Source organism: Pseudomonas sp. SA233 (assembly GCF_054792385.1).
Genome location: NZ_CP096449.1, coordinates 3,546,153 through 3,557,484 on the forward strand (window position 1 = coordinate 3,546,153; position 11,332 = coordinate 3,557,484).

Annotated in this window: 11 protein-coding genes; 4 read left to right on the forward strand and 7 right to left on the reverse strand. The window is 65.5% G+C overall.

The window, feature by feature from the left end; all coding sequences use genetic code 11:
- Positions 1-65: 65 nt before the first annotated feature.
- Positions 66-710 (reverse strand): TetR family transcriptional regulator C-terminal domain-containing protein, encoded by a 645-nt coding sequence (locus tag M1D87_RS16320; RefSeq protein ID WP_015270774.1) that lies wholly within the window; start codon positions 708-710, stop codon positions 66-68.
- 102 nt (positions 711-812) lie between these two features.
- On the opposite strand from M1D87_RS16320, the gene M1D87_RS16325 reads away from it, so the two are divergent.
- Entirely contained in the window at positions 813-1,559 is a 747-nt protein-coding gene (locus M1D87_RS16325; RefSeq protein WP_123085467.1) for an enoyl-CoA hydratase, read from the forward strand.
- A gap of 352 nt (positions 1,560-1,911) precedes the next feature.
- Here the strand turns inward: M1D87_RS16325 and M1D87_RS16330 are convergent, their stop codons facing one another.
- From M1D87_RS16330 to M1D87_RS16340, 3 genes are read right to left on the reverse strand one after another with little or no spacing between them, the layout of a single operon-like run.
- A complete protein-coding gene (locus M1D87_RS16330) occupies positions 1,912-2,967 on the reverse strand; it encodes a lipocalin-like domain-containing protein (RefSeq protein WP_123085466.1) in 1,056 nt (351 codons plus the stop codon).
- Complete coding sequence (locus M1D87_RS16335; RefSeq protein WP_123085465.1) at positions 2,957-5,419, reverse strand: ABC transporter permease; 2,463 nt, start codon at positions 5,417-5,419, stop codon at positions 2,957-2,959. The genes M1D87_RS16330 and M1D87_RS16335 overlap by 11 nt, the downstream gene beginning before the upstream one ends.
- Positions 5,416-6,084, reverse strand: coding sequence for an ABC transporter ATP-binding protein (locus M1D87_RS16340; protein ID WP_123085464.1), 669 nt, complete (start codon positions 6,082-6,084; stop codon positions 5,416-5,418). Before M1D87_RS16340 ends, M1D87_RS16335 begins: the two co-directional genes overlap by 4 nt.
- 396 nt (positions 6,085-6,480) lie before the next feature.
- Here M1D87_RS16340 and mrdA point away from each other — a divergent pair, with 396 nt between their 5' ends.
- Complete coding sequence (gene mrdA, locus M1D87_RS16345) at positions 6,481-8,376, forward strand: penicillin-binding protein 2 (protein ID WP_123085463.1); 1,896 nt, start codon at positions 6,481-6,483, stop codon at positions 8,374-8,376.
- A gap of 209 nt (positions 8,377-8,585) precedes the next feature.
- Here the strand turns inward: mrdA and M1D87_RS16350 are convergent, their stop codons facing one another.
- Positions 8,586-8,918 carry a hypothetical protein gene (locus tag M1D87_RS16350; RefSeq protein ID WP_183596844.1) on the reverse strand — a complete coding sequence of 111 codons (333 nt, stop codon included), beginning with the start codon at positions 8,916-8,918 and terminating at the stop codon, positions 8,586-8,588.
- A gap of 20 nt (positions 8,919-8,938) precedes the next feature.
- On the opposite strand from M1D87_RS16350, the gene M1D87_RS16355 reads away from it, so the two are divergent.
- The gene (locus M1D87_RS16355; protein ID WP_052261066.1) at positions 8,939-9,181 is read left to right on the forward strand and encodes a hypothetical protein; all 243 of its coding nucleotides are present in this window, start codon (positions 8,939-8,941) and stop codon (positions 9,179-9,181) included.
- A 94-nt stretch (positions 9,182-9,275) separates the two neighbouring features.
- On the opposite strand, the gene M1D87_RS16360 is transcribed toward M1D87_RS16355, so the two are convergent.
- The gene (locus M1D87_RS16360; protein ID WP_061305479.1) at positions 9,276-9,902 is read right to left on the reverse strand and encodes a glutathione S-transferase family protein; all 627 of its coding nucleotides are present in this window, start codon (positions 9,900-9,902) and stop codon (positions 9,276-9,278) included.
- A 171-nt stretch (positions 9,903-10,073) separates the two neighbouring features.
- On the opposite strand from M1D87_RS16360, the gene M1D87_RS16365 reads away from it, so the two are divergent.
- Positions 10,074-10,391: a DUF2388 domain-containing protein gene (locus M1D87_RS16365; RefSeq protein WP_003260922.1), complete on the forward strand. Its 318-nt coding sequence runs from the start codon at positions 10,074-10,076 to the stop codon at positions 10,389-10,391.
- 126 nt (positions 10,392-10,517) lie between these two features.
- On the opposite strand, the gene glcC is transcribed toward M1D87_RS16365, so the two are convergent.
- Positions 10,518-11,282, reverse strand: coding sequence for a transcriptional regulator GlcC (gene glcC, locus M1D87_RS16370; RefSeq protein ID WP_013973097.1), 765 nt, complete (start codon positions 11,280-11,282; stop codon positions 10,518-10,520).
- Positions 11,283-11,332 lie beyond the last annotated feature (50 nt).

Here is an 11,332-nt window from a genome sequence, read left to right on the forward strand (position 1 = left end):
CTCTTTTTTTTATTGGTTTGTTCTACACACTCGCGACAGCAGCCTACTCGTTACTGAACAGGCGATCAACAGCCCTCCGGCAGGCTGAAGCGACGCCGGCCACCGGCCTGCAGGCCATCGACCCAGGCCTCGCAGATCAGCACGCCCTGCTCGGGGGTGAAGGTACCGGGGTTGAGCCCCGACTCCAGCCACAGGCCATCGAGCAAGGCGCTCAGGCTGATGGCCGCGAGGTCAGCATCGAAGCCCTGCCAGCCCTCCTCCCCGGCCAGTGTGGCCAGCAGCCCGCTCAGTTCATTGCGGTATTCACCATAGGAATGGTCATGCACCTGATTGATCGCATCGGCGGTCTTCACCGCGCCCCAGAACGCCAGCCAGGCGTCGAGCAACTGCGGGTCGAGCAGCTCGGCGCAGAACGAGGCGCGGAAGAACGCCGACAGCCGCTCGCGGGCATTGGGCGCGGCCTGGGCCATGGCCTCGCGCAGCAGGCCCATCACCCGACCGGTGACCGCCATGTAGGCTTCGGCCACCAGCTCATCCTTGCCGGCGTAGTGATGGCTGATCAACCCGACCGAAACCCCGGCTTCTGCCGAAATCTTGCGGATCGACGCACCCTGAAAGCCATGGCGCTTGAGGCAAACCAGGGTCGCCTCGACCAGGTTGGCTTTGCGCAATTCCGGCAGCATGCGGTGGTAGCGGGCTTCCTGGTTCATCGGTGGCTCTCGGGCTAGGGGCTGGACTGAACGACTGTACAACAAGCCGGACTGCGTGATAAACCCTTGCCAATCTTGCCCACAACAACAAAAACGGCTGCCATGAACGACCTGATCACACGTGACCTGGACCAGGGCCTGCTGACCCTGTCCTTCAACCGCCCCGACAAGCTCAATGCCTTGAACACCGCCATGTACCAACAGCTGGGCGACCTGCTGCTGGCGGCAGGTGAAGACCCTGATGTCGAAGCCATCATCATCACCGGTGGGCCGCAGTGCTTTACCGCCGGCAATGACTTGCGCGACTTCCTCGACAACCCGCCTGCCGACCTGGACAGCCCGGTGTTCCGCCTGATGCGGGTGGTGATGGGCCTGGACAAACCGCTGATCGCCGCGGTCAGTGGCGCGGCGATCGGCATCGGTGCCACCTTGCTGTTGCATTGCGACCAGGTGCTGGTCAGCCGAACGACCAAGCTGCGCATCCCTTTCGCGCCGTTGGGCGTGTGCCCGGAGTTTGGTTCCAGCCTGCTGCTGCCGCGTTTGCTTGGCCATGCCCGGGCGGCTCGCCTGCTGCTGGCAAACGAGTTGCTTGATGGCGAACGGATGGTGGCCTGGGGGCTGGCCAATGAACTGCATGAAGACGGTGAACAGTGCCTTGCAGCTGCCCGGCGCCTGGCACGGCAGCTGCTAGGTTACCCGCAGGCGGCGCTGCGCATCAGCAAGCGGCTGCTCAAGGACGGCCAGCGGGCCGAGCTCGAGGCGACAGTGGCGCGGGAGGCCCGGTTGTTCATCGAGTGCTTGCGCACTGAAGAAGCGCGAGCGGTGTTGCGAGGGTTGATCAAAGATTGAAACCCAGGGGCCGCGTTGCGGCCCATCGCCGGCAAGCCAGCTCCCACCTCGACTGCATCGACCTCAAGCCTTGTGCAGTATCTGCAGGAGATTGCCCAGCCCTTTTGGGCTGCGCTGTCGCGCAGAGAACAAATACCGCTCGTTTGACGCGTCCTTAGTAGGAGCAGCCTTGTGCTGCGAAGAGGCCGGCACGAGCAACAGACAGGCTTTGTCAGTACCGGCCTCTTCGCAGCACAAGGCTGCTCCTACAGAACCTCACTGAACCGAGGAGTCATGTGTTGTTCCATGACAGCTGGCTTGCCGGCGATGGGCTGCAAAGCAGCCCCAGGAAAACTCAGGAACCCCAGGATTGCTAATAGCCGGTCATCTCCAGATACCCACGGCCAACCGCACTCCCGGTCAAGCGCACTGGCCCCTCCCAATACGGGAACCGTGTCTCCATCCAGGCCTGCGATTCCACAGCCTCGACCTGCACATCCACGCCATGCCCCGGCACTTGCACCCGCCATCGCGTCGGCACCTGCTTGCCGTTCTTCTGCCGAGCCCAGGCCAGCGCCTGTAGCTGGATCTGCGCACCCTGCAGCACCACCACTTCACCCTGCGGGCCAACCCAGGTCCCGGCGCGATACGTCTCCCCCTGCGCTTCGCGCACCTGGAACAGCATCAGCCTGGCGCCACTGTCCAGGTGCAGGGAAAACCAGTCCCAACCCGTCTGCCCGGCAGCCAGCGGCTGGCTGCTCCATTCCCGGTCCAGCCAGGCCTGGCCGGTGACGGCAATGCACTGGCCGTCACGCTGCACTTCCCCACTCACCCGATAGAACGGCTGACTGTAATAGTACGAAGCCTGCCCCTTGCCGGACTTCTCGCTGTAGCCCTGCTCCCCGTGCAGCACCAAGGGCCGATCGCTGTGCAGTTGCAGGTCATAGCGAAAGCCGTCACCACCGGCGACCATCTGCAGGTGCTCGATGCCACTGCTGCCCTGCAACGACCAGTCATTGATCCACGCCCGGAACGGCTGGGCCTGCACACCGGCCTGGCCGATACCCCCGCGCGCCAAGGTTTCGCCAGACCTATGCCCTCCGGGGCCGGTCAGCGCCGCGTGCCCCATCCACAGGTTCGGGCTGTTCCAGCCGGCAGTCTCGGGGCCTGGGCGCAGGGCCGAGCGAAACAGCGTCCACTGCGCGCCCCAGTCCCGCCCCTGGAAGTCCTGGAGGTTGGCGGTGACATACCACCATTCGATGCGAAAGCCATCGTGGGCCCCATGGTCACGCGGAAATTCCAGGCGATGGCCGCGGCTTACCTGGCTGAATTCACCCGCCTGCTGCCCGAGCCCGGCATAGCTTTGCTCGGCGGGCTGGTCACAGCCGCCCAGCAACCCACACAGCAACAGCCAGGCGCTACGCTTCATCGGCAAACGGCCTCAACAGTTCGCGCGGCTGGCGACGCGCCAGCTGCCACAAGGGCCACGCGCTGGCCAACAGGCTGGTAAGCATGCCCAGCACGGCCAGGTGCAGCAGTTGCGCAGGGAACACGTAGAGCGGCAAACGCCAGCCGAATGCCTGCACGTTCACCACCGCGACCAGGCACCAGGCCAGCAGGATGCCCAGCGGTATCGCCAGCAGCACGGTAAGGCTGCTCAGCAGCAGTGTCTGCCCGAGGCTCAGCCACACCAGATGCGTGCGCCGCATACCCAGTGCCCACAGCGGCGCCAGCTGGCCCAGGCGGGTGTGGCCCAAGGTCAGCAGGTTGATGAACAGCGCCACGCCTGCCACGCCAAGGGTAAGGCTGTTGAGCGCGGCGGTGGCGGCGAAGGTGCGGTTGAACACGTCGGTCGACCAGCGTTTGAGACGCGCCTGCTCGACCACCCGGCTGTCGTCCAGGGCGAAGCGCTGTTGCAATGCAGCCTCGAGCGCCGACGCCTGATCGCCCACCAGATCGACACTCAACCCGGTCAGGGTTGCCTGTGGCCAATGCCCGCGCAGCCAGCCGGCATTGACCAGCATGTGCCCTCTGGGGTTGCCGTAATCGGCATAGATGCCCACAACACTCAGGGCTGGCGAAGTGTCTGCGGGCAGCCTCAGGCGATCACCCAGCTGCAGCTTCAGTCGCCTGCCCAACTGTTCACTGAGCATCACGGCCTGCCCGGCGGCCAGTTGTTGCCAGGCCTGCTTTTGCTGCGCCAGCAATGGCCAGCGAGTGCGATAGACGGGATGATCGACGATGCCCTGGAGCTGCACCGGCCAGCCCTGCAGCTGTGTTTCCACACGCCAGCCGGGCAACACCACACTCACCGAAGGTTGCTGCCCAAGCCACTCGGCTATCTGCAAGCCCTGGGCGGTGTCCCTTGGGGTGACATACAGGTCGGCGGACAGGCGCAGGTCAAGCCAGCCGACAAAGGTCTTGCGAAAGCCCTCGGTCATGCTGCCCACGCCGACGCTGGCCGCCAGCGCCAGCAACAGTGCCATCAACGCCAGGCTCAGGGCCGGCAGTTGCTGGCGGCTGTCGGCGACGAACCATTGCGACAAAGGCCGCCGGCAATGGCGCGCCAGCCAGGCCAGCACCCGGTCGAGCAAGGCCGGCAGCAGCAGCGCCGCCGCCAGCAGCAAGCCTGCCAGCAGGCCGAACGCGCTGGGCAGGCTGTCGCCCAGCACGCCACAGCCCAGGGCCAGCAAAAGCAACAGGCCGGCCACCAGGGCCTGGCGCCGCAGCCAGGGCCCCTGGGCCAACCGCCATGCCTGAGGTTGCGCCAGCGCCAGCAACGGCAACCGCGCCGCACGCAGTACACTACCCAAACCCGCCAGCAGCGCCCCCAGCACGCTCACCAGCACGCCCATCAGCCACCACCCTGCAGGCAGGCTCAGCGCCCCGGCGACCTGGGCGCCATACAGGCCGCGCAAGCTGGCGGCCACATCGGGCAGCAACCACGCGGCCAGCCCGTAACCACTGGCCACACCGGCCAGGCCGCCCAGCACCGCGAACAGCCCCAGCTCCAGCACCAAGGCGCACAGCAGGGTTTGCAGGCTGATGCCACAGGCGCGCAGGTTGCGAATCAGGCCGCGCCGCTGTTCCAGTGCCAAACCGATTGCGGCATGGGCAATGAACAGGCCGACGACAAACGCCAGCAGGCCAAGGGCTGTCAGGTTGAGATGGAAACTGTCGGTCAGCCGCTGCAAGCCGCCATCGTCCTGCCGGGGTTGCAGCTCAAGGTAAGGCGCGATGTCCGTCGGCAATGGCCCCGGCGTGGCAGCCAACAGCAAGCGCGACAACTGCCCGGGTGCATGCAGCAACGCCTGGGCGTGGCCGATATCGACCACGATCACCCCCGGGGCCAGCGCTGGCTGTAGAACCAACGGCGGCAGCAGCTGCCCTTCGCTGTCGCGTACTGACGCCCCGGGGCCTGCATTCAGCTGGCGCAAGGTGTCTGGCCCGACCCAGGCTTGCCCGGGCATGCCGACAAACGCCTGCAGATCGAACGTTCCGGGCTGCACACCGGCGATGCTGCTGGCCGGCGGCAGGCTCAACGGCTCGATGCCGATCAACCGCACGCTGCGCGCCGGCTCACCAGCAAAGCGCAAGCGCCCTTCCAGTACCGGCGTCACCGCCCAGCCCAGCCTGCGCAACTGCACGTACAGTGCCTGGTCGAAGCGCTCGCCACGGCGCGGCACCAGTTGCGCCTGCAACGGCCCGGCCAGCACCGCGCTGGCCCGGGCATAGTCGCTGCGTGCCTGGCTGTTCAGCGCCTGCACGCCGGTCCACAGCGCCGTGGCCAGCCACAGGCCGGTGAAGATGCTGAAAAACTGCACGCGATGGCGCCGCCAGTGGCTGAGCAGCGCCAGCAGGGCCAGCGATAGAAGTCTCATCCGCCCGGCTCGGGCCGCACACGGCCCGCCTGCAGGTAACAACGCTGCTGCAAGCGCGCCGCCAGCCGCGGGCTGTGGGTCACCATCAGCACCCCGCTGCCAGCCTCGGCGACCAGCTGCAACAGCAGGCTCAACACCTCATCGCTGCTGGCTTCATCGAGGCTGCCGGTGGGTTCGTCGGCCAGCAACCAGGCCGGGCGCCCGGCCAGGGCGCGGCCGATGGCGACCCGCTGTTGCTGGCCGCCAGACAATTGCTCCGGGTAACGCGCCAGCAAGTCCGCCAAACCCAGGCGCTGCGCCAGGTAGGCCAGCCAATCGGGATCATGCCGACCGGCCAGCCGGGCCTGGAACGCAAGATTGGCCCCCACGTCCAGGCTGCTGATCAGGTTGTATTGCTGGAACACCAGGCCGATGCCCTCCCGCCGCCACAACGCCAGCGACGCCTCGGAACGGCTGTCGAGCGGGGTGTCGTCGATCAGGATGCGGCCACTGTCGGCACGGTCCAGGCCGGCCACCAGGTGCAGCAAGGTACTCTTTCCGCTACCCGACTCGCCCATCAGCGCCAGGCTGCTGCCGCGCGCCAGGCGCAGGTCGACGCCCTGCAGTACCGGAAGCGGGCCTTGGTGGGTGGGGAATGATTTGTGGAGGTTTTCGATGACCAGCATCGACGGGCCTTGGTGGGTTCAAGTGTCTTCTTAGGAATAGCAGGTTCATGGCGACATGGGCGTGCTCATGGACTCAACTTGCATCGTTCCATCAACAAGTTCCATCACCACCCCACCGCCATGAACAAATCTTCATTTTGCTGGCAAGCGCCCTGATCACGGGGCACACAGCCAATACCAGCCTACCGCCAGCCGGCACTTGCCTTGAGGGTGCGTTGCGGGTTGCGTAGCATCCGCGGCCCGATCGCGCGCGTACAACCACCGCGCCACCTGTAGGAGCAGCCTTGTGCTGCGAATGGGCCGTCGTGGCCTGCTGAACTACTACGGTGCTACCGTCCTCTTCGCAGCACAAGGCTGCTCCTACAGGCACTGCTACCCGTCAGGACAGAGTCACCGATGCCGCAACCCATACCCCTCAAGGACCACGAAAAGGAAAAGCACCTGGTCAACCGCCGGCTTCTGGCCTGCGCCGCCCTGGTCTTCAGCCTGGTCGCCGTCCTGGTGGGCCGGCTCTATGTGCTGCAGGTGCTGCAACACGACCAGCAGACCGCCGTATCGGAAAACAACCGCGTGCACGTACTGCCCATCGCCCCCGAGCGCGGGCTGATCTACGACCGCAACGGCGTGGTGCTGGCCGACAACAAGCCCAGCTTCGACCTGACCATGACCCGTGAGCGGGCCGGCGGCGACACGGCCAAGGTGCTCGATACCCTGGCCCAGGTGCTGAGCCTGACCGACGACGACCGCAAGCAGTTCGACAAGGACCTGCGCCGTGGCCGCAAGCCGTTCGAGCCAGTGACCCTGATGGTCGGCCTGAGCGAGGAGCAGATCGCCCTGGTGGCGGTGAACCAGTTCCGCCTGCCAGGCCTGGAGGTGGAACCACAGTTCATCCGCGAGTACCCGCTGGCCGAGCATTTCGCCCACTCGGTGGGCTATGTGGGGCGCATCAACGAGAAAGAGGCCAAGACCCTCGACAGCACCGAATACCGGGGCACCCAGTCGATCGGCAAGACCGGCATCGAGCACTTCTACGAAAGCCAGCTGCATGGCCACGTGGGCTACGAGGAGGTCGAGACCAACGCCCAGGGCCGAGTGATGCGCGTGCTCAACCACAAGGACCCGATCCCGGGCCAGGACATCGTCCTGACCCTGGACGCCCACCTGCAACTGGCCGCGGAAAAGGCCCTGGGCGACCGCCGCGGCTCGGTGGTGGTGCTCGACCCGGCCAATGGCGACGTGCTGGCGATGGTCAGCAACCCCAGCTTCGACCCCAACCTGTTCGTCAAGGGCATCAGCTTCAAGCAGTACGCCGCCCTGCGCGATTCCATCGACCGCCCGCTGTTCAACCGCGTGCTGCGCGGCCTGTATGCCCCCGGTTCGACGGTGAAGCCGGAAGTGGCCATCGCCGGCCTCGACAGCGGCGTGATCACCCCGGGCAGCCGGGTGTTCGACCCCGGCTACTACGAGCTGCCCAACTACGACCACAAGTACCGCAACTGGAACCGCAGCGGCGATGGCTGGGTGGATATGTACACCGCCATCATGCGGTCCAACGACACCTACTTCTACGACCTGGCGCACAAGCTGGGCATCGACCGCCTGCACGACTACATGGCCGAGTTCGGCCTGGGCCAGAAGGTGTCGCTGGACATGTTCGAGGAAGCGTCCGGGCTGATGCCGTCGGCCGAGTGGAAGCGCGCCACCCGGCGCCAGGCCTGGTTCCCGGGCGAGACGCTGATCCTGGGCATCGGCCAGGGCTACATGCAGGTCACCCCGCTGCAGCTGGCCCAGGCCACCAGCCTGCTGGCGAGCAAGGGCGTGTGGCACCGCCCGCACCTGGCCATGACCGTGGGTGGCGATGCGCCGGTAGATCCCAACCCGATGCCCAATATCGTGCTGCACGACAGGCACGCGTGGGACCAGGTCAGCCAGGGCATGCAGATGGTTATGCACGACCCGCGCGGCATCGCCCGCGCTGCCGCAGCCGGTGCGCAGTACCGGATTGCCGGCAAGAGCGGCACCGCGCAGGTGGTTGCGATCAAGCAGGGCGAACGCTACAACCGCAACAAAACCCTGGAGCGGCACCGCGACAACGCCCTGTTCGTAGGCTTTGCCCCGGCTGATCACCCGAGTGTGGTGGTGGCGGTGATGATCGAGAACGGCGAAGCCGGCGGGCGGGTGGCAGGGCCGGTTGTGCGGGAGGTGATGGATGCCTATCTGCTGGATGAGCAGGGACATCTGAAGCCGCAGTATGCAGGTGGGGTCGCGCCTCGCAGCGTGCCGCATGCCTGAGACCGCTGGAAGCCGCTCTATGGCCTGTTCGGGCCTCTTCGCGGGCACGCCCGCTCCCACAGGTACTGCGCCAACCTTGAAAGCGGCGCGATACCTGTGGGAGCGGGCGTGCCCGCGAAGAGGTCGACACAGACACCCAAACTGCTAGCTCCGATCGCCTCCGCGATCATCCCCAACGTCATGGTCAGCCCCATCGTCGGCGCCATGCCCTACACCGTGGGGCTCGCCCACATCGTGATTCGCCTCATGATTGGCTTCGTGGTTGGCCTCGTGGTCGGCACCATCATCTGCACCATTGCGCCCGCGGCCATCATGCCCACCACCATCGCCACTGTGCCCGCTGCCACTGCCGCCGTGGCCACCACCCGAGCCACCACCGCCGCTACCGCCACCTCCACCGCCATGGCCACCGCCGCCGCCACTACCACCGCCGCCACCATGGCCACCACCACTACCACCACCTCCGCCGCCATGGCCACCGCCACCACCACTACCACCACCTCCGCCGCCATGGCCACCGCCACCGCCACCATCCTTCGCATACGCGCTGGAGGTACCGCCAATGGAGTCCGGCACCAACACGGCCGAAGCCGACAACACTGTACCGATAGCCAAAGCCAACAAGCATTTCCTGAGCATCATGATGCCTCCGCTTGGAGTAGCACCGGGTTGCACGACGCACCCTGTGATTTCCGGCCCCCCATGGGGCGACTTGCTAACCAGCGCGGCCTTCCATCTGCAGCGGTTGAACGAGATCCTTCAGGGCCTGCCGGCCAAATATTTCGGGATGTTTCTTGATTTTTGAGCGTAGCCACGCCGCTGCGCTTGTCACCGACCGGCCATCAGAATGGCTGGCTCGCCAAAGGCCCACTGCACCATGGCCTGGCGAGCCGGATTGCTCAGGATGCCGCGCGGGGCATCAGTTCATACGGGTGCTTCCACCCTGGCAACGCCTGGATTCGCGCTTTCCATGCCTCGATGTGGGTGAACTGCGCCAACGCAATGCCAGTGTCCTCCGGCATGAACACATACCCGGCCAGCGACAGGTCAGCGATCGTCAGCCGGCCACCGACCATGAACGGTGTCTTCGCCAGGTGCGCGTCGACGATACGGTAGGCCGCCATGGCACGTTCACGCAGGAACCGGGTCACATCCGTTTCACCGGTTTTCTTCAGGCAGAAAAGAAAACGCAGCGCCGCGTAGTAGCTGGTGAACTTATGGTTATCGAACAGCATCCAGCGCCAGATCTCGCGCTTTTCGTCTTCGTCGCTGGGGCCGAACTGCCCGGTTTTCTCCGCGAGGTAGTCGAGGATCAGCGCAGACTGGGTAAAGGATTTGCCGGCGTGTTCCAGCACCGGCACCTCGCCCTGTTCGTTCACGTCGTCGCGCCAGGCTTGTTCGCGAGTCTGGCCATTGAAGAAATCGACGAACACCGGCTGCCAGTCCTGGCCTGTGAGTTCAAGCATCAGGGCGGCCTTGTAGGCGTTACCGGATTCGGCGAAACAATGCAGCTTGTAGTCGGGCATGGGGAGAACCTTCATCCATTGAATGATTGGGCCAGCAGCCCGAGCAGATCACGCCTGGCTCGACAGGGTCAATGCCTGTTTCCGATACGAAGGGAACTACCTCCCCACCTGCGCTTTCTTAATCACTGAGTGGTTCAATTACTTGGGCTTCACGCTACTGGAGAACACACCATGCGCCACCTACTCCTCGCCCCTGCGCTGCTGCTCCTGCTGCCCGCCGGTGCTGCCCTGGCTGACGTCGACGCAGGCGACGTCGCAACCTCGGCCGGTGTTTCCGCTTCGCTTTACTCGACCTTCAAGGACGACAAACGGATCATCCCGGCGCGTGACGAGCTTTCGGCCTACGTCGCCAGCGGTGGTGCAATCCGTGGCGCCTATGTGGAGTCGGCGCTGGAACAGGCCCGCAAGGATAACCCAGGCCTGCAGGCCAATGATGAAGAGCTGGCCCGGGCCCTCCTCTCGCAGGATGACCGCATAGCCGATCATTGATTGAGCTAATCCTGCACCGGCCTCTTCGCGGGTAAACCCGCTCCCACAGGCACCGCACCGACTTCAAACCCAGTGCAGCCCCCTGTGGGAGCGGGTTTACCCGCGAAAGGGCCGGCAGGCAAAACCTCAACCCCAGCCATCCATGCGCATGGTAGCCCTTACCAGCCGCTGCTCTTCCTGCTCGATCTCCCGCAAACTGTCGCGGATCCCGTTGATATGCTCGCGCGCCGCGCGCTGCGCCTGCTCGGGCAACTGCTCCATCACCGCGTGATACAACCGCGCATGCTGGCGGTCGATCTGGCGCTTCTGCGCCGGCCGGCAATACAGGTTGTTGACCGAGGCGAACACCGTGCTCAAGGTCAGGTCACTGAGCGATTGCAAGGTATGCACCAGCACCGGGTTGTGCGAAGCCTCGCTGATCGCCCGGTGAAAGGCATGGTCGCGGCGGGCATGTTCACGGGCATCGATCGCTTCGGGGGCTTCGTGCGCAGCCAGCATCTCTTCATAGCGCCGGCGGATCAGCAAACGGTCGACCTCGGTGGCGCGCAGTGCCGCCAGGCGCGCCGATTCGGCTTCCAGCAACGCCCGCACTTCCAGCAGGTCGAACAGCGTACGCGGCTGCGAGCCGAACAGGTGCATCAACGGCGTGGCGCCCGCATGGCCCGTCAGGTCGGCAACGAACGAGCCCCGCCCCTGCTCGGTGTCGATGATGCCGCGCCCGCGCAGGATGCGCAGGCCCTCACGCAGCGCCGAGCGCGAGCAGCCCAGCTTGTCCACCAGGCGCCGCTCCGACGGCAGGGCCTGGCCCACCTTGAGCACGCCGTCGACGATCAACCGCTCGACCCGTTCGGCCACCTGGTCGGCGACCTTGGCCTTGCCTTCACTACCCACTGCGCCCCTCCTGCTGGTATGACCACTTCGACCACTTGCCTCAATTTAGC

Coding starts and splice junctions, on each gene's coding strand:
- M1D87_RS16350 (WP_183596844.1), bottom strand. CDS start 8,918: ATGCGAAGGATGGTGGCGGTGGCGGTGGCCATGGCGGCGGAGGTGGTG.
- mrdA (WP_123085463.1), top strand. CDS start 6,481: ATGCCGCAACCCATACCCCTCAAGGACCACGAAAAGGAAAAGCACCTG.
- M1D87_RS16325 (WP_123085467.1), top strand. CDS start 813: ATGAACGACCTGATCACACGTGACCTGGACCAGGGCCTGCTGACCCTG.
- M1D87_RS16355 (WP_052261066.1), top strand. CDS start 8,939: ATGGAGTCCGGCACCAACACGGCCGAAGCCGACAACACTGTACCGATA.
- M1D87_RS16360 (WP_061305479.1), bottom strand. CDS start 9,902: ATGCCCGACTACAAGCTGCATTGTTTCGCCGAATCCGGTAACGCCTAC.
- M1D87_RS16340 (WP_123085464.1), bottom strand. CDS start 6,084: ATGCTGGTCATCGAAAACCTCCACAAATCATTCCCCACCCACCAAGGC.
- M1D87_RS16365 (WP_003260922.1), top strand. CDS start 10,074: ATGCGCCACCTACTCCTCGCCCCTGCGCTGCTGCTCCTGCTGCCCGCC.
- M1D87_RS16335 (WP_123085465.1), bottom strand. CDS start 5,419: ATGAGACTTCTATCGCTGGCCCTGCTGGCGCTGCTCAGCCACTGGCGG.
- M1D87_RS16330 (WP_123085466.1), bottom strand. CDS start 2,967: ATGAAGCGTAGCGCCTGGCTGTTGCTGTGTGGGTTGCTGGGCGGCTGT.
- M1D87_RS16320 (WP_015270774.1), bottom strand. CDS start 710: ATGAACCAGGAAGCCCGCTACCACCGCATGCTGCCGGAATTGCGCAAA.